This is a genomic window from Streptomyces sp. NPDC048659, assembly GCF_040650575.1.
Classification (GTDB): domain Bacteria; phylum Actinomycetota; class Actinomycetes; order Streptomycetales; family Streptomycetaceae; genus Streptomyces.
Window position 1 is genome coordinate 59,149 of sequence record NZ_JBEZHM010000042.1, and the last position, 25,736, is coordinate 84,884.

A 25,736-nucleotide genomic window follows, 5' to 3' on the forward strand; every position below is an offset into this window, starting at 1 on the left:
GCCCCGCACCCCAGGGCCGCCCCCACCGGGGCGGCCCCCCTTCCCGTACCCCTGGGAGCACCCTCGTGACACGCAAGAGAACGGCGGTCGTCGTGGCCGCCGCCCTGTGCGCGGCCCTCGTGCCCGTCCTGCCCGCGGCGGCCGCGCCGCGCCCGCCCGCCCCGCCCTCCGACCGAGCGCTCGCCGCCACCCCGGCCCGCCACGACCTCACCCGCGAGCAGTTCTACTTCGTGCTGCCCGACCGCTTCGCCAACGGCGACCCCGCCAACGACCGCGGCGGGCTCACCGGCAGCCGCGAGCGCACCGGCTTCGACCCCACCGACAAGGGCTTCTACCAGGGCGGCGACCTCAAGGGCCTCACCCAGCGGCTCGACTACATCAAGGGCCTCGGCACCACCGCCATCTGGATGGCGCCCATCTTCAAGAACCGTCCCGTGCAGGGCACCGGCAAGGACGCCAGCGCCGGCTACCACGGCTACTGGATCACCGACTTCACCCAGGTCGACCCGCACTTCGGCACCAACGACGACCTGAAGAAGCTCATCGCCGCCGCCCACGCCAAGGGCATGAAGGTCTTCTTCGACGTCATCACCAACCACACCGCCGACACCGTCGACTACGCCGAGAAGAAGTACGGCTACCGCCCCAAGGGCGCCTACCCCTACCTCGACAGGGACGGCCGCCCCTTCGACGACCGGACCGACCGGGCCGCCCTCGCGAGGACCGACGCGGACTCCTTCCCGTACACCCCCGTCGTCCGCCCCGGCGACGAGGCCGTCAAGGTCCCCGCGTGGCTCAACGACCCGGCGATGTACCACAACCGAGGCGACTCCACCTGGGCCGGCGAGTCCGCCGAGTACGGCGACTTCGTCGGCCTCGACGACCTGTGGACCGAGCGCCCCGAGGTCGTCGAGGGCATGAAGCGGATCTACGAGACCTGGGTCCGCGACTTCGACATCGACGGCTTCCGCATCGACACCGTCAAACACGTCGACCTCGACTTCTGGACCCAGTGGGCCACCGCCCTCGACGCGTACGCCAAGAAGCGGGGCCGCGAGGACTTCTTCATGTTCGGCGAGGTCTACTCCGCCGACCCCACGGTCACCGCCCCCTACGTCACCCGCGGCCGGCTCGACGCCACCCTCGACTTCCCCTTCCAGGACGCCGCCCGCGCCTACGCCTCCCAGGGCGCCGGCGCCGACCGGCTCGCCAAGGTCTTCGCCGAGGACTACCGCTACACCACCGACAAGGCCAACGCCTACGAGCAGGTCACCTTCCTCGGCAACCACGACATGGGCCGCATCGGGACCTTCCTCAAGCAGGACCACCCCGACGCCTCCGACGCCGAACTCCTCAAGCGGGCCCGCCTCGCCAACGAGCTGATGTTCCTCGGCCGCGGCAACCCGGTGATCTACTACGGCGACGAGCAGGGCTTCACCGGCGCGGGCGGCGACAAGGACTCCCGCCAGACCCTCTTCGCCTCGAAGACCGCCGACTACCTCGACGACGACCAGCTCGGCACCGACCGCACCCACGCCTCCGACGCGTACGACACCGGGCACCCGATCTACCGCTCCATCGCAGCCCTGTCGAAGCTCACCAAGGACCACCCGGCGCTGCGCGACGGCGTCCAGCGCGAGCGGTACGCCGAGGGCTCCGTCTACGCCTTCACCCGCACCGACGCCCGGGACAAGGTCGAGTACCTCGTCGCCGCCAACAGCGCGACCGAGCCGAAGACCGTCACGGTCCCCGTCGACTCGGCCGCCTTCCGCCTCCTGTACGGGGGCGAGGGCGCCGCCCGCGCCGAGGGCGGCAAGGTGACCGTCACCGTCCCCGCGCTGTCCTCCGTCGTCCTGCGGGCCGACCGCCCGCTGCCCGCCCCCGCCACCGCCCCGGCGCTCACCCTCAAGGCCCCCGCCACCGGCGCCACCGGCACCGTCGAGCTCACCGCCGACGTCACCGGCGGCGGCCTCGACCGGGTCGTCTTCGCCGCCCAGGTCGGCGACGGGCGCTGGCAGACCCTCGGCACCGCCGACCACGCCCCCTACAAGGTCACCCAGCACGTCACCGCCCCCGCCGGCACCGCCCTGCGCTACAAGGCCGTCGCCGTCGACTCCGCGGGCCGCACCGCGAGCGCCCTCGCCGCCTCCACCGCCGGGCAGGCCCCGCCGCCCGAGAAGCCCGTCGCCGTCGACCGCACCTGGGCCGTCGTGCACTACCAGCGCCCGGACGGGGACTACGACGGCTGGACGCTGAAGGCCGCGGGCCAGGAGGCCGCCTTCACCGGCCGCGACAGCCACGGCGCCTTCGCCTGGGTCCGCGTCCCCGAAGGCGCCGCCACCGTCCCGTACACCGTCGAGAAGGACGGCACCGCCGACGGCCCGCAGCGCACCGTCACCCTCGCCCGCACCGGCGAGGTCTGGATCACCCAGGGCTCCGACGGCCAGTCCGACACCGCCCCCGCCACGCCGCCGCAGGACAAGAAGAAGGCCGTCGTCCACTACCAGCGCGCCGACGGCGACTACACCGGCTGGGGCCTGCACACCTGGACCGGCGCCGCCGAGCCCACCGACTGGTCCAGGCCGCTCATGCCGGCCCGCTTCGACGCGTACGGCGCCGTCTACGAGGTCCCGCTCACCGACGGCGCGGCCTCCCTCTCGTACATCCTGCACAAGGGCGACCAGAAGGACCTGCCCACCGACCAGTCCCTCGACCTCGCCACCTACGGCAACGAGGTCTGGCTGCTCGCCGGGCAGCCGAAGTACCTCCTGCCGCAGACCGGCGGCACCCCCTCCCTCGACCTCGGCAAGGCCGAGGCCCAGTGGATCGACCGCACCACCGTCGTCTGGAAGGTGAAGGCCACCGACGCCACCAGCCAGCAGCTCGTGTACGCGCCCGGCGGCGGCATCACCGTCACCGACGGCGCCCTCAGCTCCGAGGGCCAGTGGCTCCGGCTGAACCCGGGTACCCTCACCGACGCGCAGAAGGCGAGGTTCCCGCACCTCAAGGACTACCCGGCCTTCACGCTCGACCCGCGCGACGCCGACCGCGTCCGCGCCTCCCTGCGCGGCCAGCTCCTCGCCACCCAGCGCGCCGCTGGGGGCACCTCCCAGGCCGGAGGCTCTGGGGGAGGAGCGCTGCTCGCCGCCACCGGCGTGCAGACGGCGGGCGTCCTCGACGACCTGTACGCCCCTGCGGCGACCAAGGCCGCCCTCGGCCCGGTCTTCCGCTCCGGCCGCCCCACCCTGTCCGTGTGGGCCCCCACCGCCCAGTCCGTCGCCCTCGAACTCGACGGGAAGACCGTCCCCATGCGCCGCGACGAGGCGAGCGGCGTCTGGTCCGTCACCGGCCCGAAGTCCTGGACCGGCAAGCCCTACCGGTACGTCGTCGAGGTCTGGGCCCCCAGCGTCCGGAAGCTCGTCGTCAACAAGGTCACCGACCCCTACGCGACCGCCCTCACCACCGACTCCGCCCGCTCCCTCGTCGTCGACCTCACCGACCCGGCCCTCGCCCCCAAGGGCTGGCGGAACCTGAAGAAGCCCTCCGCCGTGCCGCTGCGCGACGCCCGCATCCAGGAACTCCACATCCGGGACTTCTCCGTCGCCGACCCCACCGTCCCCGCCGCCCACCGCGGCACCTACCTCGCCTTCGGCGACACCGGCAGCAAGGGCGCCCGCCACCTCAGGGACCTCGCCGCCTCCGGCACGAACTACGTCCACCTCCTGCCCGCCTTCGACATCGGCACCATCCCCGAGAGGAAGTCCGGACAGACCGCGCCCGCCTGCGACCTGAAGGTCTACGCCCCCGACTCCGAGGAGCAGCAGTCCTGCGTCGCCGCCGCCGCGGCCAAGGACGCCTACAACTGGGGCTACGACCCGCTGCACTACACCGTGCCGGAGGGCTCGTACGCCACCGACCCCGAAGGCACCCGCCGCACCGTCGAGTTCCGCTCGATGGTCCGGTCCCTCAACGGCAGCGGCCTGCGCACCGTCATGGACGTCGTCTACAACCACACCGTCGCCGCCGGACAGTCCGACAAGTCCGTCCTCGACCGCATCGTGCCCGGCTACTACCAGCGCCTCCAGGCCGACGGCTCCGTCGCCACCTCCACCTGCTGCGCCAACACCGCGCCCGAGAACGCCATGATGGGCAAGCTCGTCGTCGACTCGGTCGTCACCTGGGCCAGGGACTACAAGGTCGACGGCTTCCGCTTCGACCTCATGGGCCACCACCCCAAGGCCAACATCCTCGCCGTCCGCGAGGCCCTCGACGGCCTGACCGTCGCCAAGGACGGCGTCGACGGCAAGGCGATCGTCCTCTACGGCGAGGGCTGGAACTTCGGCGAGATCGCCGACGACGCCCGCTTCGTCCAGGCCACCCAGAAGAACATGGCCGGCACCGGCGTCGCCACCTTCTCCGACCGGTCCCGCGACGCCGTCCGCGGCGGCGGCCCCTTCGACGAGGACCCCGGCGTCCAGGGCTTCGCCAGCGGCCTGTTCACCGACCCCAACACGTCCCCCGCCAACGGCACCCCCGCCGAACAGAAGGCCCGCCTCCTCCACTACCAGGACCTGATCAAGGTCGGCCTCAGCGGCAACCTGGCCGCCTACACCTTCACCGACACCTCCGGGCGTACGGTCAAGGGCGCGGACGTCGACTACAACGGCTCCCCGGCCGGTTACGCCGCCGCCCCCGGCGACGCCCTCGCCTACGCCGACGCCCACGACAACGAGACCCTCTACGACGCCCTCGCCTTCAAGCTGCCGGCCGCCACCACCGCGGCCGACCGGGCCAGGACGCAGGTCCTCGCCATGGCGACGGCCACCCTCTCCCAGGGCCCCTCGCTCTCCCAGGCGGGCACCGACCTGCTCCGCTCCAAGTCCCTCGACCGCAACTCCTACGACAGCGGCGACTGGTTCAACGCGATCCACTGGGACTGCCGCGACGGCAACGGCTTCGGCCGGGGCCTGCCGCCCGCCGCCGACAACCGCTCCAAGTGGGGCGCGGCGAAGCCGCTCCTGACGAACCCGACGCTCACCCCGGGCTGCGCCGAGATCGACGGGGCGTCCGCCGCCTTCCGGGACCTCCAGCGGATCCGCGCCACCGAGCCGGTCTTCTCCCTCGACTCGGCCGCGCGCGTCCAGGAGGCCCTGTCCTTCCCGCTCTCGGGCCGCGACGAGACCCCGGGTGTCGTCACCATGCGCCTCGGCGGCCTGGTCGTCGTCTTCAACGCGACCCCGCGCGCCCAGGAGCAGACCGTCGGCGCCCTGGCCGGGCGGGCGTACCGCCTGCACCCGGTCCAGGCGAAGGGCGCCGACCGGGTGGCCGCCTCGGCCGCGTACGACCGGGGCACGGGCACCTTCACGGTCCCGGCCCGCACGGTCGCGGTCTACACGGCCGGCTGACGCCCGACGCGAAAGCGGGCCCGCCCTCCGGGGCGGGCCCGCGACGGGCCGCGCGTACGGCTGTGGCCAGGGCTGCGGCTACGGCTGCGGCTGCGGCTGCGGCTGCGGCTGCGGCGCGAGGGCGAGCAGCCGTGCGACCAGCTCGCCGAAGGGCCCGTCCGCGGGCTCGTCGGCGAGGAACCGCACCAGGATCGCCGCCATCTCCTCGTCGTACGCCGCGCTCACCGCCGCCAGCGCCGCGAAGTCGTGCACCAGCTGCCGCTCCAGCTCCGCGCGCGGCACCCGCCGCCCGTCCAGCCACAGCAGCGCCGTCGACTCGGCCAGCGACACCCAGGAGCGGACGACCAGTTCGAGCCGCGCGGGCGGCTCGGTGACCTCCAGATGCGCCAGGACCTGCTCGTACGCGGCCTGCCGCACCTCGTCGATCATCGCGTGCGCGGTCGAGGACCCGACCGCGGGACCGCCGCGCATCAGCGCCGCGAAACCCGGGCCGTGATCGTCGACGAAGTCGAAGAACCGCCGCATCACCCGCAGCAGCCGGGCGCCCAACGGGCCCTGCGGCGGCTCCACGAACCGGCCCGCCAGATCGTCGGCCGCCCGCCGCAACGCCGCCTCGTACAGCGACTGCTTGCCCGGGAAGTAGTGGTAGACCAGCGGGCGGGAGATGCCCGCGGCGGCGGCGATCTCGTCGATGGAGACCTCGTCGGGGGAGCGGTGGCTGAACAGTTCGAGGGCCACCCCGATCAGCTGCTGCTTGCGCTCCTCGACGCCCATCCTGCGGCGTACCCCGGTCGTCATGCGAACAGCCTAACGGGAGTCCGTTACGCTCCCGCCACATGAGCGCTTCTGAGCAGGAGACCCCGGAGACCCTGGAGCCCGCCGACACCGCGACGGAGCCGGACGAGGCCGCGACGGATCCCGCCGAGCCGGACGAGACGGCGGGCCTCACCCCCCGGCAGGCCCGCCTGCTGCGGGTCGTCGCCGGATCGGTCCTGCTCGTCGTGACCGCCGCGGTGCTGGTGGTGCGGCTGGCGAACCACACCTCCGTCCTCGTCGTCGGCGTCTACGGCCTCGCCATGATCCTGTGCGGGGTCGTCATCGAGCTCTCCCGCAACGGGCGGACCCGCCTGGCCACCTGGCTGCTCACCGGCGGCCTGCTCACCGCCTTCGCCCTGGACTGGCTGGTCCTGCCCTGACGCACTGACCTCCTGACGGACTACAGGTCCAGCACCAGCCGCTCGCCCGCGCACCGCGACACGCAGATCAGCATCGAACCGGCCCGCTCCTCGTCGGTGAGCAGCTCGTCGCGGTGGTCCACCTCGCCCGCCAGGACGTCCTGCCGGCAGGTCCCGCAGAAGCCCTGCTCGCAGGAGTAGAGGACCCCCGGCACGGCCTCCCGCACGGCCGCCAGCACCGACCGGTCGCCCGCCACCGTCAACGTCTTCCCGGAGCGCCGCAGTTCGACCTCGAAGGGCGTCCCGTCCCCGGCCCGCGCGGGGGTGAAGCGCTCCAGGACCGGCGTCCGGCCCTCCGGCAGGGCGGCCCCCACCGCCTCCATCAGCCCCTCGGGGCCGCAGCAGTGGACGGCGGTCTCGGCGGGCAGCCCGCCGAGGAAGCCGAGGTCGGGCCGCCCGCTCTCGTCCTCGGCGACCATGGTGGTCCGGCCGCGCCCCAGCTCCTCCAGCTCGTCCGCGTACGGCATGGTGGCCCGGCTGCGCCCGCAGTACAGCAGCCGCCAGTCCGCCCCGGCCGCCTCGGCGGCGCGCACCATCGGGAGGACCGGGGTGATCCCGATGCCGCCGGCGACGAAGACGTACGCGGGGGCGGGGGCCAGCGGGAAGCGGTTGCGCGGGCCCCGGATCTCGATCTCCGTGCCCACGTGCAGCTGTTCGTGGACCTCGCGGGAGCCGCCCCGGCCGCCCTGTCCGGCCTCGATGAGCCGGGTGGCGACGGTGTAGGCGTCCCGCTCGGCCGGGTCGCCGCAGAGCGAGTACTGCCGCACGGTCCCGGAGGGCAGGACGAGGTCGATGTGCGCGCCCGGCCGCCAGGCGGGCAGCCCGGGGCCCTCCAGGCGCAGTTCGACGACTCCCTCGGCGGGCTCGCGGCGCCCGGCGACGAGGACCCGGTGGGTGACGGTGGAGCCGCGGCCCCGCCCGGAGACCGGCTCGTCGAGCGCGGGCATCGGCCACAGCGGGGAGGCGTCGATCCGGCGCCGCAGGGCCCGCTTGGCGAGCAGCGCGGCCCCGGCGACGAGGACGACGGTACGCAGGCGGGGCATCAGTGACGGCCTCCGTTGGCGCCGGGGGAGCTCGCCAGGTAGGCGGCGGCCTGGGCGGTGCAGCCCTCCTGGGTGGGGTGGTAACTCCGGCTGAGGTAGCGGGGGATGGAGCGCAGCATGTCCGGGGTGGAGGGCAGCACGCCCGCGCGTCCCTTGCGCACGAACTGGCCGACGGTCGGCTTGGCGCCGAGCACGGTCGGGTCGTTCTCCATGAAGAACCGCACCCCGCGCTGCCAGAGGAAGACGAGCGCGGAGAAGGCCGCCGCCCAGGTCCGGGCGCGCCGCCGGTAGCCCCCGTCGAGGTGCAGGAACAGCTCGAAGGCGACCGAGCGGTGCTCGACCTCCTCGGCGCCGTGCCAGCGCAGCAGGTCCAGCATGACGGGGTCGGCGCCGACCCGGTCGAGCTCCTCGGCGTTGAGCACCCAGTTGCCGAGGAAGGCGGTGTAGTGCTCGATCGCGGCGATCAGCGCGACCCGCTCCATCAGCCACCAGCGGCGCGGCCGGCCGGGCGGCAGGGTCCGGTCGCCGAGCAGCTTCTCGAAGAACCAGTCGACCTGCGCGGTGTACGGGGTGGGGTCGAGCCCCAGCTTCTTGAGGTGCGGCAGCACGTCGTCGTGGGCCTGGGAGTGCACCGCCTCCTGCCCGATGAAGCCGATGACGTCCGCACGCAGCCGGTCGTCGGTGATGTACGGGAGGACCTGCTTGTACACGTGCACGAACCAGCGCTCGCCGGCCGGGAGCAGCAGGTGCAGCACGTTGATGGTGTGGGTGGTGAACGGGTCGCCGGGAACCCAGTGCAGCGGGGTCTCCTCCCAGTCGAAGGAGACCTTGCGGGCCTTGAGCTCGATGTGCTCCGACGCCACCGGTGCAGGCTGCGTATTAGACATGGCGTCAATGTACTGAGGGGTAGACGGGAGGACCAGGGGTCACGCAGGGCTTTTCCGTGCGGAGGGCCACCCCGCCCACCCCGTCACCGCAGCGCGGCCACCCGGGTCCCGTCCGCCAGCGTCCCGGTCAGGTCCGCCCGGCCGCCCGGCGCCGCCCGCACCGCCAGCAGGTGCCCCTCGGCGCGCCCCGTCACCCCGCCCGACAGCGACAGCGACGCGAAGTCCCCGGTGCCCGCCGCCACCACGTACCACTGCCGGCTCGGCGCCTGCCACATCACGCCCGCCAGCACCCGGGGCTCCCGCGGCCCGCAGGCCGGACCGCCCTCGGAACGCGCCGCCAGCGCCGCCGTCCCGACGGTCCCCGCCGCCCCCGGCGCCCGGAACAGCGCCAGCGCCCGCGCGCCCGTGCCCCGCCAGGTCTCCGCCCGCGCGCACAGCCACTCGGCCCGCCCGGCGCCCTCCGGCAGCGGCTGCGCCGCGTACGCCCAGGTGTTGACCGCCCGCACCCCGTGCGAGCGCACCGCGCCCAACTGGCAGGCCGTCCGCGCCCACGCCTCCCGCGCCGCCGGGCCCGTCGCGTCCACCGGCGCCGACGGCGGGCCCGAGGTCAGCCGCGCCGGGGCCAGCTCGCCCAGGTCGCCCAGGAGCCGGGTGCCCGTCGCGTCCTTCAGCTGGAGCGCGTTCCACACCTCGCAGGTCCGGGCGGTCGCCGGGCTCGGCAGCGGGTCCGTCACCCCGGACGCGTCCCGGGCCAGCGGCCAGGACGCCTTCGCGGGCCGCAGCAGATCGGCGACCGCCGCCCCCGTCACCCACGGCGCCGTCAGATAGCGCACGTTGCCCGCCGCCCGCGACACCACGAGCGCCGCCGAACCCACCGCGTCCGCCCCGTCCGTCCGCGCGAAGTCCAGTGCCGCCCCGCTCGTGTCGCCGACCGGCTCCGCGTACCGCACCACCCGCAGCCCGTCGTAGAAGAGGACCACGCGCGCCGCGTCCACGACCCCGGCGAACAGCAGTTGCGGCGAGGCCATCGGCGGCCCCGCCGGCGTCCCGGGCGTCGCCGACGCCTGCACGCTCGGGCCGGGCCGCGCCCACACCGCCAGCGCCCGCCGCAGCAGCGCCGTGTCACCAGTGAGCGTGCCCCGGGCCGGCCACACCGAGAAGTCCGTACGACTGGACAGCCGCCACTCCGCGGGCCCGACCCGCTTCACCCCGGCCGGGTCCAGCGCCGCCTCCGCCGCCGGATTGCGCGCGTACGAGGGCGCCGCCGCCCCGTTCCGCCCCCAGCCGTCCCCGGGCAGCCCGAGCAGCGTCCCGCACACCACCACCGCGGCCAGCGCCGCCAGCGCGGCCCGCCCGTGCTGCCGGCGCCGCATCAGGTCCGGCGGGCGCGCCTGGAGCGAACACGGGTCGAACTCGGGCGACTCCAGCAGCGCGGCGCCCGCCTCCACCCCGTCCGCCTCGGCCAGCGCCGCCTCCGGGTCCGGGGCCCCGGCCGCCGCCAGCACCCGCAGCACCTCGGGATCCCCCTGCCGCTCCAGGCCCCGCAGCACGTAGGCCGCGCGTCCGGGCCCGGAGAGCGCGGACAGCCGCTGGTCCAGGGCCAGTTCGTCGGCGCCGCCCGCCCTCGGGAACAGCCGCAGCCCCCAGACCTGCGGCAGCAGCGGCGGGAACTGCGCCCGGCGCGGCAGCGCCCGCCGCCGCAACGGCAGCCCGGCCGTCAGCGCCTGCCGCAGCACCTCGCCCCGTACGTACGCGTAGCCCGGGTCCACCGCGTCCTCCGGGCGGCACGCCCCCGGCAGGGCGGCGGCCGGGGTCCTGCGGCGCGGCAGCGAACGCTGCACCAGCGCGTGCGCGGTCAGCACCCGGCGATTGCGGCCCAGCGACGGCGGCAGCACGAGATAGGCGATCCGGACCAGCCGCGGATAGTGCTCGACCAGCGCGGCCTCGGCCTGCTCCACGTCGAGGGGGCCGGGGGAGTCGGGGGAGGGGCCTGCGGAGGGGGCGAGTTCCTGGGTGCTCACGTTCAGCAGAACGAGCGAATCTTGCGATGGTCACCCCGGAGGGGTCCCCCGTAGGGGCCCCACGGACCCCCGGGCGGGGGATGCCCGCCGGTCAGCCCCCGTACACCGCCGACCGTCGCCGGATCACGCCGCGTGCACCGTCAGCCGTTCCCGGATCACCCGGACCACCTCGTCCGGGACGCCCAGACCGTCGCGCACGTACGCCTCCATCGAGCCGTGCCGCACCGCGACCTCGTCCAGCGCCGCCTCCAGGTACTCCGGCACGACCCCGATCAGCGCCAGCGCCAGCTCGGGGTCGCCGCCCTGCGCCGTGAAGCCCTCGATCATCGGGGCGAACGCCTGCCGCACCCCCGGGTTGACCGCCAGGTACTCGGTCATGACCGTCTCCTCGTCCGCGCCGAGCAGCACGAGCACGATCGTCGCCGCCCAGCCCGTGCGGTCCTTGCCGGCCGTGCAGTGGAAGAGCAGCGGACCGGCGTACGGGTCGCCCAGCTCGGTCAGGAAGGCCCGGTAGGAGGCGCGCGCCGACTCGGTGTTCACGAAGGCCCGGTAGGTGCGCCGGAAGGCGTCCTGCGCCCGGCCCCCGCCCAGGTGCTCCTCGGCCAGCGCCGGGTCGGAGAGCAGCGTCTTCAGCTGCGCGGCCGGCGGCAGCCCGCTGGTCGCCAGGAAGTCCGCGAGCACGTCCGCGACCAGCAGCCGCCCGCCGTCCGGCACGTGGTCGGGCCGCGCGGTCCGCTCGGCGGCGGTGCGGAAGTCGACGACGGTACGGATGCCGAGCGCGGCCACCGCCGGGTCGGCCGGGTCGAGCCGGTCGAGCTGCCCGGAACGGAGGACCAGGCCCTCGCGGACGCTGCGGCCCTCACCGAGCGGCAGGGTGCCGAGGTCGCGGAGGTTGGCGACCGTGGCGGCGGGGATCGCGGGCATGTGTCGACTCCTATGAAAACGGTACAAATCAAGTCTTCCGATCACCGTAACCGATGGGTGTCGGGGGCGGTCTTCCGGGCCCCGGGCGGGGATGGCAGCATGACCGGACCATGACGCACACCAGGTCGCCGCTGCGCGCCCTCCGTGCCGCACTCTTCGCGGCGGTGTGCGTCACTTTGGCGGCGGTGGGGCATTCGTCCATGTCTGCCCACGCGATTCCCGTGCTCTCGCTCGTCCTGGCCTTCGCCGCCACGGCCGCCCTCGCCTGGGCCGCCGCCGGCCGCCGCCGGGGCCTGGCCGCCATCGCGACCGGCCTGACGGGGGTCCAGGGGGCACTGCACCTGATCTTCAGCGCCGGGGAGCACGGCGGGCCACCGGCCCACACCGACACCATGGGCTCGATGGCCTCGATGGCCATGGGCTCCATGGGGCACCTGGCGGGCACGGGCCGCATGGCGGGCATGGAACACATGGCGGGCATGGACCACGTGGGCGGCGCGCCCGGCATGGGCTCCATGAACTCCATGAACTCGATGGCCTCCATCGACTCCATGGACTCGATGGCCGGCATGGGCGCCCTGGACCACCTCGTGGCCATGGGCGCGGGCTCCGGCGCCGGGATGCTCCTCGCGCACCTGCTCGCCGCCCTGGCCTGCGGCCTCTGGCTCGCTCGGGGCGAGGCCGCGCTGTTCACGCTGGCGCGCGCCGTCGCCGCCGCCGCGTTCACGCCGCTGCGCCTCGCGCTCGCCGCCGAGCGGCTGCCGGCGGTCCTCGCCCCCGTGCCGCCGGTCCTCCGGCCGGTGCGCACCGCCCCGTACACCCGCAGGCTGCGCGGAGTGGTCCTCGCGCACACCGTCTCCCGGCGCGGGCCGCCCGGGCCGGTGTTCCCCCGCACCACGGCCCTCGGAGCACGCGTCTGACGCGGATCGGTACCCGGGGGTCGCTTCCCCCTGCCGACACACGTTCCCAGGACCTCTCATGACCATCGACGATCTCGCGCGCCCGGACACCCCCGAGGCCCCCGAGTCCCGCTCCTCCGAACCCGCCGCCCGGCCGCGCGGCTGGGCGGCCCTGCGCCCGCTCGTGCTGCGCCTGCACTTCTTCGCGGGCGTCCTCGTCGCCCCGTTCCTCCTCGTCGCCGCCCTCAGCGGCGTGCTCTACGCCCTGTCCGTACCGGCCGAGAAGCTCGTGTACGCGCACGAGCTCGAAGTCCCCGTCCCCGCCGACGCGACCCCGCTGCCGCTCTCCCGCCAGGTCGAGGCGGCCCGCGCGGCCAACCCCGATGGCACCGTCACCGCCGTGTGGCCCGGCGCCGAACCCGGCGCCACCACCCGGGTCCTGATGGACGACCCCGAGGCGCCCGAGGGCACCTCCATGGGCGTCTTCGTCGACCCGTACACCGCCGAGATACGCGGGCAGCTGCCCAGCTACGGCAGCTCGGGCGCGCTCCCGCTGCGCACCTGGATCTCCGGGCTCCACGTCGACCTGCACCTCGGCGAGCTCGGCCGCAACTACAGCGAGCTGGCGGCGAGCTGGCTGTGGGTGGTCGCCCTCGGCGGCCTGCTGCTGTGGCTCGGCCGCCGCCGGAAGAACCGCCGCGCGCTGTTCGTTCCCGAGCGCGGCCCGAAGTCCCGCCGCCGCACCCTCTCCTGGCACGGCACGGTCGGCCTGTGGTCGGCGGCCGGTCTCGTGGCCCTCTCCGCCACCGGCCTGACCTGGTCGCGGTACGCGGGCGAGAACATCGGCTCCGTGCAGGACCGGATCGGCGGCGCGACCCCCGCGCTGTCCGCGGCCGTCACCCCCGGCGGCGCGGCGGGCGGCGGCGAGCACGCGGGCCACGGCGCGGGCCACCAGCCGGCCCCGGCCGCCCCGAAGGGCACGGACATCGGCATCGACAAGGCCGTCGCGGCGGCCCGCGCGGCCGGCGTTGACAGCCCCAGGATCTCGGTCGTGCTGCCCGCAGAGGACACCGGCTACGTGGTGAAGGAGACCGACACGCAGTTCCCCGTCGAGCTGGACTCGGTGGCCGTGAACCCGGCCGACGGGACCGTCCTCGACGAGCTCCGCTTCGCCGACTACCCGCTTCTCGCCAAGCTCACCCGGATCGGCATCGACGCCCACATGGGCGTCTTCCTCGGCCTGTTCAACCAGCTCGCGCTCGCCGCCCTCGGGCTGGCGCTCGTCCTGCTGATCCTGTGGGGCTACCGCATGTGGTGGCTGCGCCGGCCGGGCCGCCCGGTCGCCCGGGGCGCCTGGCGCAAGGTGCCGCCGACGATGCTGCTGCCGCTGCTCGCGGCGGTGGCCCTGGTGGCCTGGTTCGTGCCGCTGCTCGGCCTCAGCCTGCTGCTGTTCCTGGCGGTCGACGCGGCGGCCGGGCTGGTGGCGAGGCTCCGGAACCGGAACCCCGCCACCAGGCCCTGACCGTCGCGATCGGACGATCGGACGATCAGGGGGTGTACTTGTAGCCGACCCGCCGCACGGTCTGGATCGTGTGGCGGTGCTCGGCGCCCAGCTTGCGGCGCAGCCGGGCCACGTGGACGTCCACGGTCCGGCCGTCGCCGACGTGCCCGTACCCCCACACCGTGGTGACGAGCTGGTCGCGGGTGTGCACCCGGTGCGGGTGGGCCACGAGGTGGGCGAGGAGCTCGAACTCCAGATACGTCAGGTCGAGCGCCCGCCCGTCCACGACGGCGACCCGCTGGACGCCGTCGATGGCCACCGGCCCCTGCTCGGCGAGCGGCGCCGGGGCCACCGGGGCGGGCGGCTGCTGGTCGGCGGGGAGCAGCACGAGGTAGCCGACCATCGGCGGCCGGCCGGGCAGCGTGGGCAGGGCGTGCTGGGGCGCGGGCAGCAGCGTGGCGCCCGGCGGGAGGAAGTCGGCGACCTGGGCGAGACCGGCGACCTCGTCGGGGTCGACGGCCCGCAGCCGGTGCCGGTCGGCACGTTCGAGGCGGTCCGCGCGGTCCGCGCGGTCGACGCGGGGACGCAGCGGGGTCAGGGTGGCGGCAGCCTGGACATGGGCCATGAAAGCTCAACTCTTTCGCGCGAGTTACGGACGGACAGGCGTCGTACGTCATGCGCGTCGGCCGAAGGCCGGACGACCGGACCTACCGGTCGGGGGCTTTAGAGGGCCGACGCGTTCCTCACGCGTCGACAGCACCGGTCGTAGTCGTGGTGCTGCCGGGAAGGCCAGAACGGCTCGAGGTCGGGGCGACCCTTCGCGGTGTCGTTCTGGATGCTGGCCATATCCCTATTAAACCAGGAGGGAAGTGCGGTGGGCAGCCCTCGGTCGGCCAAAAGCCGTGTCGCGCCGCACACATGTGCTTCCCACATGCCGGAAGGGGCGCCCACCGTACGGAACGGCGGGCGCCCCTTCCGGGCACACGTATCAGTGGCGGATCAGCCGCAGCTCAGCTGCGGATCGGCGGCGGATCGGCGGCGGATCAGACCTGGCCGGCCCGCTCCAGGGCCGCGCAGCAGGTGTCCACGAGCAGGCGGGTCACCACGTACGGGTCGACGTTCGCGTTCGGACGCCGGTCCTCGATGTAGCCCTTGCCGTCCTGCTCGACCTGCCACGGGATGCGGACCGAGGCGCCGCGGTCGGAGACGCCGTAGTGGTACTTGTCCCACGGGGCGGTCTCGTGCAGACCGGTCAGCCGGTCGTCGATGCCCGCGCCGTAGTTCTTGACGTGGTCGAGCGGCTTCGAGCCCTCGCCCAGCGACTCGCACGCGGTGATGATCGCGTCGTAGCCCTCGCGCATCGCCTTGGTGGAGAAGTTGGTGTGCGCGCCCGCGCCGTTCCAGTCGCCCTTCACCGGCTTCGGGTCCAGGGTCGCGGAGACCTTGAAGTCCTCGGCGGTGCGGTAGAGCAGCCAGCGGGCCACCCACAGCTGGTCGGCGACCTCCAGCGGCGCCAGCGGGCCGACCTGGAACTCCCACTGGCCGGGCATGACCTCGGCGTTGATGCCGGAGATGCCGAGCCCCGCCGTGAGGCAGTTCTCCAGGTGCGCCTCGACGACGTCACGGCCGAAGATCTCGTCCGCGCCGACACCGCAGTAGTAGCCGCCCTGCGGGGCCGGGAAGCCGCCGACCGGGAAGCCGAGCGGACGCTCGCCGTCGAAGAAGGTGTACTCCTGCTCGATGCCGAAGATCGGCTCCTGGGCGGCGTACCGCGCGTACACCTCGGCCAGCGCGGCCCGCGTGTTGGACTCGTGCGGGGTCATGTCCGTGTTGAGGACCTCGCACAGCACCAGGACGTCGTCGCCGCCGCGGATCGGGTCCGGGCAGGAGAAGACCGGCTTGAGGACACGGTCCGAGGCGTGTCCCTTGGCCTGGTTGGTGCTGGAACCGTCGAAGCCCCAGATCGGCAGCTCCTCCAGGGCGACACCCGTGCCGGGCATGATCTTGGTCTTCGAGCGGAGCTTCGCGGTCGGCTCGGTGCCGTCGATCCAGATGTACTCAGCCTTGAAGGTCACGGGCCTCATCCTTTGGCGTGCGCTGCGGGTGCGGGTGCTGGTGCACCGGGCTTCGCTACGCTCGCGACGCTGCGAGAGCTGCGGTGGCGGTGTCTGCGCCGCAGCATCGCAATATCGGATTTCCCGATGGTTGCCCGTTTGTGAACCCCGTGTTACTCGACCTCCCGCGCGGGCGGGTCGGTCCTCCCTCAGCCCTCCCTCAGCTCGCGCGCCCGGCGCGCCACGGCGTGCTCGTTCAGCAGCGTCTCGAACCCGGCCCGCCGGATCCGCGCCACCAGCTCCTCGTACGAGGCCCCCAGCGCCCGCGCGGTCCGCTCCAGGTGCCAGTCGCAGTCCGCGAGCCGGCGCAACAGGTGGCCCCGCCGGATCTGCGCCTCCGACAGCCGGAAGGTCTTCAGGTACGCCGTCCGCCCCCGGTGGTCGGCGATCAGCTCCCCGATGTGCTGCTCCCGCCCCGAGCGCTCGAACGGCGGCAGGAAGCGGAACAGCCGGAAGCCGCCCAGCCGGTGGACCTGATCGAAGGCGTACGGGCTCTCCAGCAGGTCCCGGGCCATCAGCCCGTCGTGTGCCCGCGCCCACTCCCGCTCCCGCTCCCGCGCGGCGGCCCGCAGATCGGCCAGCGAATGGACAGCGGCGCTCTCCAAAGAGACCGTGAAGTCGGCGACCGGCGCCCCATAGAGGGCGTACTGGTGCACCAGCTCCCCGAACAGGTCCTCCACCAGCGTCGGATGCAGCACCCGGTAGTCGTCGGGGTGCGGCACCACGAAGGCCGCGGCCAGCGCGTCCGACACGTACAGCAGCATCCCGCACTGCCCCGGATGGATCTCGAACACCCGCAGCGCCTCCGCGAGCCCCGGCAGCTGCCGGCCCGTGTAGGCGGCCTCCGCGCGCGGCGACAGCCCCCGGCGCACCGCCTGCCCGGACCACTCCTCCCAGGCGATCGACGGCCCGCCGAAGTGCAGCGAAAGATAGCCCTCCAGGGCCAGGTGCAGCGGCAGGAAGCGCAGCCGCCGCTCGCCCCGGTGGCGCCGGGCGAGCCGCCGCACCGGGATCGCGGCCGGCGGCTCCTCCCCGAGCCGGGTCCCGTACGCGGCGGCCTCCTGACCGGACTCCGACCAGTCGGCGACGAAGCCGTGCGGGATGTACGTGGCGGAGTAGGTGACACCCCCGCCGAGGTCGATGGAGCCGCCGGAGCCCCCGGAGTCGCAGGATCCCTCGGGGCCCCCGGCTCCCTCGTAGATCCGCCGGTGCAGCCGCAGCCCCTCGACGGGCTCCGCGCGCACCAGCGGCACCAGCCGCACCCCGCCCCACACCTGGGACGGCCGGACCTCCAGGCCCGTCAGGTCGATCCGCGTCACCGCGCCGCCTCCTTCAGGAACAGCTCCACCCGCCGGTCCAGATACGCCCGCAGCGCCGCGAGCCGCTCCCGCCCCTCGGCGAAGCGCGCCAGCTCCACCAGGGCCGGCAGGTCCTCCGCGTCCCGGATGCCCGCCGTCGGCACGCCCGGGGCGAGCCGGCGCACGTCGAAGAGCTCCGCGTCGTATACGGGGTTCAGGTGCACCACGCTCGTCCGGTGCCCCGGATCGAGCCGCTCCCGCCACACCCGCAGCACCTCGCCCGCGAGCCCCGGCGGCGCGTTGTCCCAGCCGTCCGAGACGATCACCAGCCGCTCCGGGGCGCCCGCCGGGCCGTCCAGGGCGTCCAGGATCCGGGTGCCCAGCGGCGTCGCCCCCCACGGGCGCACCAGCAACGGATCGGTGCCGCCCGAGGTCCAGTGCGCCGTGAAGCCGCCCGGCGCGGCCAGCGTCTCCAGCAGGAAGCGGCAGCCCAGCGCGACCGCCAGCGGACGGCGCCGCTTCACCCCCGAACCCGATGACGAGAAGCTGTCGTCGAGCACGGCCGCCACCCGCCCCCAGCTCCCCGCGTGCGGCCCCGCCACCCGCGCGGCGGCGGCCCGCAGCGCGCCCGTCAGCTCGGCCCGCCGCTCCGCCCGCTCCGCGAACGGCAGCGACAGCACGTACAGCGCCAGGCGGGTCAGCGGCATCGTGCCGAGCTCCGCCGTCCCGGGGCGCGAGCGCAGCCGCTCCAGGCGCGTCATGCGCGGCGCCATCCGCTCCAGGAACACCTCACGGGCCACCCCGTGCCGCGCGGCGAAGCCCTCGGCGACGGTGAACGGCAGCTCGTACAGCGCCCCCTGCTCGTAGTGCGCGCGCCGGAACGCCTCCAGCGCGCGGTGCTCGTACCGGGTCCGGCGGCCGGGCGCGAAGAGGAAGTCCCCGAGCTCCCCGGACACCGGCAGGTGCGCGTGCCGGACGGCCGCCTTCAGACCGGGCCGGTACTTCACGGCGTCGTGCGCCAGGTCGGGGCGCCGGGCCAGCCAGTCGCGCACGATCGCGCGGGTGCGCCGGTTGTTGACCCCGGCCGCGCGCAGGGCGCCGAACAGCCGGTACACGCGCTGCGGCGGCATCACCGCGAGCCGCGCGGCGACCAGCCGCCCCTCGCCCGGGCCGCCCTCGCCGGGTGTGCGCAGCAGCCGCTCCGCGATCAGGGCGGCGTTGTGGTCGTTGACGTCGAGGGCCAGCACGGCGGCGTACAGGGGGCGGTAGTTGCCGCACACGTACGCGTGCAGGAAGTCCAGGGAGAGCCGCTGCTCCTCGGCCGAGGCCCGGAACTCGCGCTGCCCGGTGGCCGCGAGGGCCGCGTTCACGAAGAGCAGGACGTCCTCGGCGGCGACGCGGTCGGACATCGGACGGGCTCCTCGGGCTCCGAAGGCAAGGGCGCCGGCCGGGGAATGGGGGAGCGAACAGCGAAAACGATGCTTAAGAGACAGGTCCCGGAAGTCGCACCGAAGTCCCGCGGCCGGCCCGCCGACGCTAACACCGGGGACGGGGCACCCGTCCACTCGAATACGGGGCCGGGGACCGCGCGGACGTCGGGAACGGATCCCCTGGGACCGCGCGGGCATCGGGGACGGATCCCTCGGACCCGCGCGGGCATCCGGAACGGCCTCCTCGGACCCGCGCGGGCGGACCGGAACGGATATCGGGCGGCCGGATGTCCGAACGGCGCGGCAGACTGGGGGCATGACGAAGATCCCCGGCGCGAAGACCCGAATCGGACTGCTCGGCACCGGCCCCTGGGCCGAGCACACCCACGCGCCCGCCCTCGCGGCGCACCAGGGCGTGGAGTTCGCCGGCGTCTGGGGCCGCAGGCCCGAGGCCGCCGCGAAGCTGGCCGCCGCCTTCGGCACCCGCGCGTACGAGGACGCGGACGCCCTGTTCGAGGCGTGCGACGCCGTCGCCCTCGCGCTGCCGCCGGACGTGCAGGCCCCGCTCGCCGCGCGCGCGGCGGCGGCCGGCTGCCACGTGATCCTGGACAAGCCGGTGGCGACCTCGGCCGGCACCGCCCGCGAGCTGGCCGACGCGGTGACGGGCGCGGGCGTCGCCTCCGTGGTCTTCTGCACCCTGCGCTTCGCGCCGCCCACCGCCCGCTGGATCGCCGAACAGGCCGCGGCGGGCGGCTGGTTCCTCGGCGAGGCGCACTGGCTGGGCTCCCTCTTCGCGCCCGGCTCGGACAGCGCGTACGCGGCCTCGCCGTGGCGGCGCGAGAAGGGTGGCCTGTGGGACGTCGGCCCGCACGTCCTCTCGGTCTACCTGCCGGTCCTCGGCGACGTCACCTCGGTGACCTGCGTCCCCGGGCCCGACGACACCCGGCACCTGGTGCTGCGCCACACCTCGGGCGCGAGCAGCACGGCGACGCTCACCCTGAGCGCCCCGCCCGGCGCCGCGGAGGCCGCGCTCTCGCTGTACGGGGAGCGGGGGCGGGTGACGATGCCGGGCTGGGACGGCGCCCTGGAGGCGTTCGGCGGCGCGGTCGACGCCCTCCTGGAGGCCGTCCGCACAGGCGAGCCGCACCCCTGCGACGTGCGCTTCGGGGCCCGGCTCACCGAGATCCTGGCGGAGGCGGAGACCCAGGCGACGGCCTGAGCCGACCAGGGGCCGGGGCCCGGGAGCCCGAGCGGCTCAGGAGGCCGCGGCCCGGGCCCCGGGGCTCAGCGGGACAGCGCGTCCCGCACGGCCTCCTCGGTGCGGGCGACGACGGCCGTGCCGTCCTCGGCGGTGATGATGGGCCGCTGGATCAGCTTCGGGTGCGCCGCCAGCGCCTCGACCCAGCGGTCCCGGGCGCCCTCGTCCCGGGGCCAGTCCTTCAGCCCGAGCTCCTTCGCGGCGGCCTCCTGGGTCCGGGTGATGTCCCACGGCTCCAGGCCGAGGCGGCCCAGCACGGCCCGGATCTCGTCCGGGCCCGGCACGTCCTCCAGGTAGCGGCGCACGGTGTAGTCGGCGCCCTCGGCGTCCAGCAGGGTCAGCGCGGCGCGGCACTTCGAGCAGGCGGGATTGATCCAGATCTCCATGCTCCCCAACGTACCGCCAAAGTACCGCCAAAGCCCGTCCGACCAGGGGCGATTGTCAGTGGGGGCGACTAAAATCGGGGGTGAAGGCAAGGGCCCCGGGGAGGGCCCTCGCCCACCGTTCGCCAGGAGGTCGCGCATGGCTCTCGCCGTCGTCCGGACACCGTCCATCGAGCCCTGGAAGCCGCTCCAGAAGCAGCCGCTGCCCGCGGGGCGCCCCCGCGAGTGGTACGTCACCCACAACCGCCGTCTGAAGGCCATGCGCCTCGCGATCGCCCTGCTCGACGCGGGCGTCTACCTCCCGTCGCGGGCGACCAACGCGAAGATACGCGCGACCGCCGTCCAGCTCGGCATCCACCCGCCGTCCGACACCACCTGCCACATGGTCCGGGCCCTGATCCGCTACGGCCGCTGACCCCGGCGGGCGCTGTCCGGCACCACCGGTGCCGGACAGCGCCCCTTCCCGCCCAGCGGGACCACTGCCCCGCCGGACCACCGCTCCGTGGGCCTACCAGGCCACGGGCAGCCGCTCCGGCAGCCGCTTCATGAAGTTGGTGCGCCACACGAGCTGTTCGACCGGCACCGCGAGCCGCAGCCCCGGCAGCCGGTCCAGCAGCGTCTCCAGGGCGAGCTCCGCGTGCCGCTTCCCGAGCGCGGTGGCCGGGCAGTAGTGCCGGCCGCCGCCGAAGGAGAGGTGGTCCGCCGCGTTCTCCCGGCCGGGCCGGAAGGCCAGCGGGTCGGCGAAGTGCTCCGGATCGTGGTTGGCCGCCTCCACGAGCACCAGCACCAGCTCGCCCTCGCGCACGAGCACGTCGCCCAGCCGCACGTCCTCCAGCGCGAGCCGGGGCAGCCCGTCGCCGATGGACAGGTTCACCCGCAGCAGCTCGTCCATCGCCCCGGCGACCCCGCCCGAGACCAGCGCCTCCCGCACCTCCGGCCGGGTCAGCACGGACACCAGCGCCATCGTCAGGAACCCGGCGGTGGAGATCACCCCGGCCCCGAAGAAGGTCACCCCCACGGTCGCCAGCATCTCGTCCGTCAGATGCGCGTACTCCGGGTCGCCGCGCAGCGCCGCCAGCTCCGCCATCAGCCCGCCGGTCGCCGGGTCGTCCAGCCGCGCCACCATGTACGCCATGTCCCGGTCCCAGTTGAGCCGGGCCGCCTCGATCTCGCGCGGCGCGTTCATGAAGGCCACGTCCAGGCTGCGCAGCAGCCGCGGCCCGTCCTCCTCCGGCAGGCCGAGGATCCGGCAGTGCAGCCCCGCCGAGTACGGATCGGCGAACCCGGCCCGCAGCTCGCCCGGCGCCCCCTCGGCGAGCAGCGCGTCGACCAGCGTGCCGGCCCGCCGCCGCAGCCACTCCTCAAGCCCCGGCGCCTTCGGGCTGATCGCCTTCATCACCGCCTTGCGCAGCCCCGCCCCGGTGATGTTGCCCATGTTGTTGACCACGTGCGGCGGGATCGTCAGCGCGTACTGCCGGGGCGCGCCCGGCGCGGAGGTGTCCTTCAGGCTGAACCGGGGGTCTTCGAGCACCTGCCGGCACAGCCCGTAGGAGGACACCAGCCACGCCTCCGCGCCCGCGATGGTCCGCACCCTGCGCACCGGTTCGTGCCGCAGCCGCCCGATCTCCTCGGGCAGCCGGGTCCCGTCCCAGTCGAAGGGGAAGGCGGGCAGGGTCTCGATCGTGGTGGCCGTCATCGCGACCCTCCCTCGTCCGTGCGGTGTGCGGCCGGTGTGAGGATGCCGTGCCCCTGGTTGCGCGAGGCGCGCAGCCCGGACCCCCGGGCGTACAGCAGGTCGGCGAGCGGCAGCGCCTGGTGGTAGACGTTCAGCGAGGAGGGCACCCCGAGGATCGCGGGGGTGTCCAGGAAGAGCGGCACCTCGGCGCAGATGTACTCCCGGCACACCTCCCGCTGCCGCTCGGTGATCTCCTGGCCCGGTGTCAGCTTCCCGGCCAGGAAGATCCCGGCCAGCGCGTCGCAGGTGCGCCGCACCACCGGGTCCCCGGCCACCGCCGCGACCGTCTCGACGTGCAGCGTCCGGTAGGCCGGCACCGCCGTGAACTCGGACATCCCCCGGGCCCGCAGCCGCAGCCCCGAGGGATCCTCCCCGGCCACCGCCGCGTGCACCTTCGCCCGCACTCCCCGAAGGTTCTTCACGGCCTTGCGCCGCGCCTCGTCCGCCCCGTATCCGAGCGCCTCGTACATGTCGGCGACATGCAGATCGGTGTAGACGAAGTCGACCGTCTCGAAGTGTGCGAGCCCCCAGCGCGCCAGATCGCGCAGCCGCTGGGCCGTGAAGTAGCTGTTCCCCGGGGAGACGCCGATGACCACGTGCGCGCCCTCGTCAGCGATGACGCGGCAATGGTCGGTGTACGGCTGGAGTTGGAGCGTCTCTACAGGGGCGAAAGCCGCCTGAGTCACGTTCGGATTCCTCATCGCGCCAGCTAGTCCCAGCGGAGCCCAGTGCTCCGGGTGTGGCGGCAGCGACGACGACACGCTATCGACCGGTCACGGAGAGCGAGAGTCCTACTGGGGAGTAGGGGCAGTAATTCGTCACCTGTTCGCATGTTAGTCGCACAGGGGGGCCGCTCAGAGCCAGCCGCGCTCGCGGGCCGCCAGGGCCGCACCGAAACGGTTCGGCGCTCCCAGGGTGCGGATGAGCGCGGCGACATGGCTTCTGTAGGTCCGCACGGACATGCCGAGCCGACGGGCTCCCGCCTCGTCCTTGGCCGCCTGAGCCATGGTGCGCAGCACGCGCAGCTCGGTGGGGCTCGGCGGTTCGGCCGCCGGCCCTCGGGCGCGGGACCAGCGGGATTCGAAGAGGGCCAGCAGCGGGGAGATCAGGCCGGGATGACGGACGACGAGCGCGCCCCGGGTGATGTCCGCGGGGTCGGCCGCCACCAGGGCGATCCGCCGGTCGAAGACCACCATCCGCTCCAGCGGTCCGGCCGTGCCCCGTACCAGGGCGCCCCGCTCGGCCAGTTCCGACACGAAGGGGCCGACCCCCGGGGCGTCGAGCGCGCGGTCGTGCACGATGGTGCGCATCCGCAGGCCCCGCCGCAGGTACTTCAGGTCGGAGCTCCTGACGGCGTCGTGCGCGGCGGCCAGGATCGGGCCCGGGTAGGTGGTCAGGCGTTCCTCGCGGGCGAAGAACGACAGCTCGTCCACACATGCCACCACCTGGTCCAGGCCCTCGACGAAGCGCGGCTCGGCGGCCCGGCCGCACATCCCGGAACGCTGCTCCTCGGCCAGGCTCTCCGCCAGGTGCCGGGAGGACGCGACGCGCCGGATCTCGCCCTGGAGCCCGTGGATCCGGGTCCGGGCCAGCCGGTCGATCACGGACACCGGGTCCGTGCCGCTGAACGTGCGCCCGTCGTCCGTGACCACCATGCCGAGCTCCCGCAGCCTGCCGAGCGCGGCCCCGGCGCTCGCCTCGTCGGTCCCGCACGCGTCGGCGACGGCGGCGGCGTCGATCCCCGGGGACCGCAGGGCGGTGCGGTAGACCGCCTCCTCGCCCGCGCCCACACCCAGGAACGCGAGCATGTTGCCCGCCGTCGCACCCTCGGTCGCACCCGCTGCCGCACCCTCCGTCGCACCCGCCGTCGTGTCGTTCATCGTGCCCACCCAGGTCTTCCTCTCGCCGCTGCCGGACGGCGATCGTCCAACAGGACCGGACCGGCCCCCAGGGACCTAAGTCCGCAGCGCGCGGGACCAATGCCCCGGCCCCGCCCCGGTTCGGGCCGGTGCCCGCCAGGGCCCGGGCCCGGCAACTCCCCTGGGGCGAAGGGGTGATGGGCGGAGCCGAGTCGAAGAGACCGCATAGGACAGATCTATGGGGGCATAGCCGCGACTGCTCCCCTCTGCAGGAACCTGCGGCGCCGGTCCGCAGGAACTGCCGCGGATTTCGGCCCGACCACCGGTCCGCGCGTCCATAGCGTGGTCGGGTCCTGCTGACCCCGATGAGGAGAAGAACGGTAGTGAGGCGGAGAAGTACGGCCCTGATGGTGATCGGCACGCTGGCGAGCGGCCTGCTGACGTGTGGCGCGGCGGTCGCGGACACCGGTGCCGGTGCCGGTGCCGCGGGCGACGGGGTCCTGGTCGTCGGGAGCCACACGGTGAGGGGCGGCCGCATCGCGCACGTGACGCAGTCCGGGGGACCGGGCGACGAGGTGTCCGGTGGCCTGATCGAGCTGCGGAGCGACGACGGCGGGCCGGTGTTCGGATACAGCCTCCACGTCCGCGAGGAGCTGAAGGACGGCACCGGGTACCGGGTGGGCGCCCGGTCGGACGTGCCCACGCTGAAGGGCAACCGGGACGCGGCGAAGGTCGACTGGACGGTGCGGCACGGGTATCCGGCGGTGCCCAAGGAGGACCTCGGCAGGACGCTCGGCCGCGAACTCTCCGAGGAGGGGGCGGCGGCCGGGACCCAGGCCGCCGTCTGGCGCCTCACCGATCATGTCCAGGCGGTTCCGGAGGATCCGGCCGGGGCCGCCCTCGCCGACTACCTCGTGGCCCACGCCGTGGACGTACCGGAGTACTTCCCCGTGCTGTTCCTCGACCCCGACACGGTGACCGGGGCGGCCGGTTCGCTGCTCGGCCCCCTGACGCTCGGCACCGCGGGCGACCGGGCCACGGCGGCCCTCGACCCGGCGGCCGTCGCGGCCGGCGTGACCTTGACCGACGCGGAGGGGAAGGCCCTCTCCGACGCCTCCGGCAAGCTGACCGCGCCGATCAGGGTCGAGGAGTCGCTGTTCGTGAAGGTCCCGGCCGACGCGCGGCAGGGCGGCGCGACCATCTCGTTGGCGGGCCTCGTGCCCACCACTGCGGGCGCCAAGTACATCGACACCGGGGGCCGGTCCGTGCCCCTGATCCTGGCGCTCGGCGACATCCCGTACACCAACCAGGCGAAGGCGACGTGGACCGGCGGCGCCGAGCCGTCACCCACCCCGACGCCGACCCCCACCGGGACCCCCACCGCGACGCCCGCCCCCACCCCCACGGTCCCGGCGACCCCGTCCCCGAGCCGCTCCACGGCCCCGCCCACGACGCCCGCGACGCCCACGACGCCCACCGGAGGCACCGCACTCGCCTCCACCGGCAGCAGTGCCGTCCTCGGCTTCATCCTGGTGGCGGCCGGCGGGCTGGCCGGGACCGGCTTCCTCGTGCTCCTGCTCCACGAGTGGCGCCGCCGCTGCCGCACCGAGGAGTGAGGAGAAGACGGACGGGCCCGGCCGGCGTGATGCCGACCGGCAGCGCGGACATGGCGGCCTCCAGGAGGGCGTCGTACGGGCCGACCGGCGCGGCGGCGGGCTCGGCGCCCTCGGCCGCCGGGTCCACC

The 25,736-nt window shown here is 74.5% G+C and carries 20 protein-coding genes; 7 read left to right on the forward strand and 13 right to left on the reverse strand.

From position 1 onward, the window contains the following. Positions 1 to 65: 65 nt before the first annotated feature. Complete coding sequence (gene pulA / locus AB0C99_RS27605; protein ID WP_362480375.1) at positions 66 to 5,405, forward strand: pullulanase-type alpha-1,6-glucosidase; 5,340 nt, start codon at positions 66 to 68, stop codon at positions 5,403 to 5,405. A 78-nt stretch (positions 5,406 to 5,483) separates the two neighbouring features. Here the strand turns inward: pulA and AB0C99_RS27610 are convergent, their stop codons facing one another. Next, entirely contained in the window at positions 5,484 to 6,203 is a 720-nt protein-coding gene (locus AB0C99_RS27610; protein ID WP_362480378.1) for a TetR/AcrR family transcriptional regulator, read from the reverse strand. Between the two features lie 38 nt (positions 6,204 to 6,241). Between AB0C99_RS27610 and AB0C99_RS27615 the strand changes: the two genes are divergently transcribed. Then, entirely contained in the window at positions 6,242 to 6,601 is a 360-nt protein-coding gene (locus AB0C99_RS27615) for a hypothetical protein (protein WP_362480380.1), read from the forward strand. A gap of 20 nt (positions 6,602 to 6,621) precedes the next feature. Here the strand turns inward: AB0C99_RS27615 and AB0C99_RS27620 are convergent, their stop codons facing one another. From AB0C99_RS27620 to AB0C99_RS27635, 4 genes are all read right to left on the reverse strand, one after another. After that, positions 6,622 to 7,683 carry a PDR/VanB family oxidoreductase gene (locus tag AB0C99_RS27620; protein WP_362480383.1) on the reverse strand — a complete coding sequence of 354 codons (1,062 nt, stop codon included), beginning with the start codon at positions 7,681 to 7,683 and terminating at the stop codon, positions 6,622 to 6,624. After that, entirely contained in the window at positions 7,683 to 8,570 is an 888-nt protein-coding gene (locus AB0C99_RS27625) for a metal-dependent hydrolase (RefSeq protein ID WP_362480386.1), read from the reverse strand. Before AB0C99_RS27625 ends, AB0C99_RS27620 begins: the two co-directional genes overlap by 1 nt. 83 nt (positions 8,571 to 8,653) lie before the next feature. Further along, positions 8,654 to 10,591: a hypothetical protein gene (locus tag AB0C99_RS27630; RefSeq protein WP_362480389.1), complete on the reverse strand. Its 1,938-nt coding sequence runs from the start codon at positions 10,589 to 10,591 to the stop codon at positions 8,654 to 8,656. Between the two features lie 123 nt (positions 10,592 to 10,714). Beyond that, positions 10,715 to 11,515 carry a tyrosine-protein phosphatase gene (locus AB0C99_RS27635; protein ID WP_362480392.1) on the reverse strand — a complete coding sequence of 267 codons (801 nt, stop codon included), beginning with the start codon at positions 11,513 to 11,515 and terminating at the stop codon, positions 10,715 to 10,717. Between the two features lie 200 nt (positions 11,516 to 11,715). Between AB0C99_RS27635 and AB0C99_RS27640 the strand changes: the two genes are divergently transcribed. Both AB0C99_RS27640 and AB0C99_RS27645 read left to right on the forward strand, forming a co-directional pair. Beyond that, a complete protein-coding gene (locus AB0C99_RS27640) occupies positions 11,716 to 12,435 on the forward strand; it encodes a hypothetical protein (RefSeq protein WP_362480395.1) in 720 nt (239 codons plus the stop codon). Between the two features lie 58 nt (positions 12,436 to 12,493). Next, positions 12,494 to 13,936, forward strand: coding sequence for a PepSY-associated TM helix domain-containing protein (locus AB0C99_RS27645; protein WP_362480398.1), 1,443 nt, complete (start codon positions 12,494 to 12,496; stop codon positions 13,934 to 13,936). 25 nt (positions 13,937 to 13,961) lie between these two features. Here the strand turns inward: AB0C99_RS27645 and AB0C99_RS27650 are convergent, their stop codons facing one another. The 4 genes from AB0C99_RS27650 to AB0C99_RS27665 form a co-directional block, all read right to left on the reverse strand. Next, positions 13,962 to 14,540 (reverse strand): winged helix-turn-helix domain-containing protein, encoded by a 579-nt coding sequence (locus AB0C99_RS27650; RefSeq protein WP_362480401.1) that lies wholly within the window; start codon positions 14,538 to 14,540, stop codon positions 13,962 to 13,964. Between the two features lie 418 nt (positions 14,541 to 14,958). Then, complete coding sequence (gene glnII, locus AB0C99_RS27655) at positions 14,959 to 15,990, reverse strand: glutamine synthetase (RefSeq protein ID WP_362480404.1); 1,032 nt, start codon at positions 15,988 to 15,990, stop codon at positions 14,959 to 14,961. Positions 15,991 to 16,178: 188 nt separating this feature from the next. After that, positions 16,179 to 17,348, reverse strand: coding sequence for a hypothetical protein (locus tag AB0C99_RS27660; protein ID WP_362480407.1), 1,170 nt, complete (start codon positions 17,346 to 17,348; stop codon positions 16,179 to 16,181). Next, the gene (locus AB0C99_RS27665) at positions 17,345 to 18,736 is read right to left on the reverse strand and encodes a hypothetical protein (protein ID WP_362480409.1); all 1,392 of its coding nucleotides are present in this window, start codon (positions 18,734 to 18,736) and stop codon (positions 17,345 to 17,347) included. Before AB0C99_RS27665 ends, AB0C99_RS27660 begins: the two co-directional genes overlap by 4 nt. A 337-nt stretch (positions 18,737 to 19,073) precedes the next feature. Here AB0C99_RS27665 and AB0C99_RS27670 point away from each other — a divergent pair, with 337 nt between their 5' ends. Continuing rightward, entirely contained in the window at positions 19,074 to 19,976 is a 903-nt protein-coding gene (locus tag AB0C99_RS27670) for a Gfo/Idh/MocA family oxidoreductase (RefSeq protein ID WP_362480412.1), read from the forward strand. Between the two features lie 65 nt (positions 19,977 to 20,041). On the opposite strand, the gene AB0C99_RS27675 is transcribed toward AB0C99_RS27670, so the two are convergent. Next, positions 20,042 to 20,401 carry an arsenate reductase family protein gene (locus tag AB0C99_RS27675; protein ID WP_362480414.1) on the reverse strand — a complete coding sequence of 120 codons (360 nt, stop codon included), beginning with the start codon at positions 20,399 to 20,401 and terminating at the stop codon, positions 20,042 to 20,044. Positions 20,402 to 20,537: 136 nt separating this feature from the next. On the opposite strand from AB0C99_RS27675, the gene AB0C99_RS27680 reads away from it, so the two are divergent. After that, positions 20,538 to 20,813 carry a hypothetical protein gene (locus AB0C99_RS27680; RefSeq protein WP_362480417.1) on the forward strand — a complete coding sequence of 92 codons (276 nt, stop codon included), beginning with the start codon at positions 20,538 to 20,540 and terminating at the stop codon, positions 20,811 to 20,813. 93 nt (positions 20,814 to 20,906) lie between these two features. On the opposite strand, the gene AB0C99_RS27685 is transcribed toward AB0C99_RS27680, so the two are convergent. From AB0C99_RS27685 to AB0C99_RS27695, 3 genes are all read right to left on the reverse strand, one after another. Further along, on the reverse strand, positions 20,907 to 22,094 hold the full coding sequence (locus tag AB0C99_RS27685) for a cytochrome P450 (RefSeq protein ID WP_362480420.1): 1,188 nt from the start codon (positions 22,092 to 22,094) through the stop codon (positions 20,907 to 20,909). Then, complete coding sequence (locus tag AB0C99_RS27690; RefSeq protein ID WP_362480422.1) at positions 22,091 to 22,819, reverse strand: tRNA-dependent cyclodipeptide synthase; 729 nt, start codon at positions 22,817 to 22,819, stop codon at positions 22,091 to 22,093. Before AB0C99_RS27690 ends, AB0C99_RS27685 begins: the two co-directional genes overlap by 4 nt. A gap of 168 nt (positions 22,820 to 22,987) precedes the next feature. Next, on the reverse strand, positions 22,988 to 24,013 hold the full coding sequence (locus AB0C99_RS27695; protein ID WP_362480425.1) for a helix-turn-helix transcriptional regulator: 1,026 nt from the start codon (positions 24,011 to 24,013) through the stop codon (positions 22,988 to 22,990). A gap of 386 nt (positions 24,014 to 24,399) precedes the next feature. On the opposite strand from AB0C99_RS27695, the gene AB0C99_RS27700 reads away from it, so the two are divergent. Beyond that, positions 24,400 to 25,608 (forward strand): thioester domain-containing protein, encoded by a 1,209-nt coding sequence (locus AB0C99_RS27700; RefSeq protein WP_362480428.1) that lies wholly within the window; start codon positions 24,400 to 24,402, stop codon positions 25,606 to 25,608. Positions 25,609 to 25,736 lie beyond the last annotated feature (128 nt).

Coding starts and splice junctions, on each gene's coding strand:
- AB0C99_RS27635 (WP_362480392.1), bottom strand. CDS start 11,515: ATGCCCGCGATCCCCGCCGCCACGGTCGCCAACCTCCGCGACCTCGGC.
- AB0C99_RS27625 (WP_362480386.1), bottom strand. CDS start 8,570: ATGTCTAATACGCAGCCTGCACCGGTGGCGTCGGAGCACATCGAGCTC.
- AB0C99_RS27695 (WP_362480425.1), bottom strand. CDS start 24,013: ATGAACGACACGACGGCGGGTGCGACGGAGGGTGCGGCAGCGGGTGCG.
- AB0C99_RS27675 (WP_362480414.1), bottom strand. CDS start 20,401: ATGGAGATCTGGATCAATCCCGCCTGCTCGAAGTGCCGCGCCGCGCTG.
- AB0C99_RS27665 (WP_362480409.1), bottom strand. CDS start 18,736: ATGTCCGACCGCGTCGCCGCCGAGGACGTCCTGCTCTTCGTGAACGCG.
- AB0C99_RS27700 (WP_362480428.1), top strand. CDS start 24,400: ATGGTGATCGGCACGCTGGCGAGCGGCCTGCTGACGTGTGGCGCGGCG.
- AB0C99_RS27620 (WP_362480383.1), bottom strand. CDS start 7,683: ATGCCCCGCCTGCGTACCGTCGTCCTCGTCGCCGGGGCCGCGCTGCTC.
- AB0C99_RS27680 (WP_362480417.1), top strand. CDS start 20,538: ATGGCTCTCGCCGTCGTCCGGACACCGTCCATCGAGCCCTGGAAGCCG.
- AB0C99_RS27670 (WP_362480412.1), top strand. CDS start 19,074: ATGACGAAGATCCCCGGCGCGAAGACCCGAATCGGACTGCTCGGCACC.
- AB0C99_RS27685 (WP_362480420.1), bottom strand. CDS start 22,094: ATGACGGCCACCACGATCGAGACCCTGCCCGCCTTCCCCTTCGACTGG.
- AB0C99_RS27645 (WP_362480398.1), top strand. CDS start 12,494: ATGACCATCGACGATCTCGCGCGCCCGGACACCCCCGAGGCCCCCGAG.
- AB0C99_RS27650 (WP_362480401.1), bottom strand. CDS start 14,540: ATGGCCCATGTCCAGGCTGCCGCCACCCTGACCCCGCTGCGTCCCCGC.
- AB0C99_RS27615 (WP_362480380.1), top strand. CDS start 6,242: ATGAGCGCTTCTGAGCAGGAGACCCCGGAGACCCTGGAGCCCGCCGAC.
- AB0C99_RS27610 (WP_362480378.1), bottom strand. CDS start 6,203: ATGACGACCGGGGTACGCCGCAGGATGGGCGTCGAGGAGCGCAAGCAG.
- AB0C99_RS27640 (WP_362480395.1), top strand. CDS start 11,716: ATGTCTGCCCACGCGATTCCCGTGCTCTCGCTCGTCCTGGCCTTCGCC.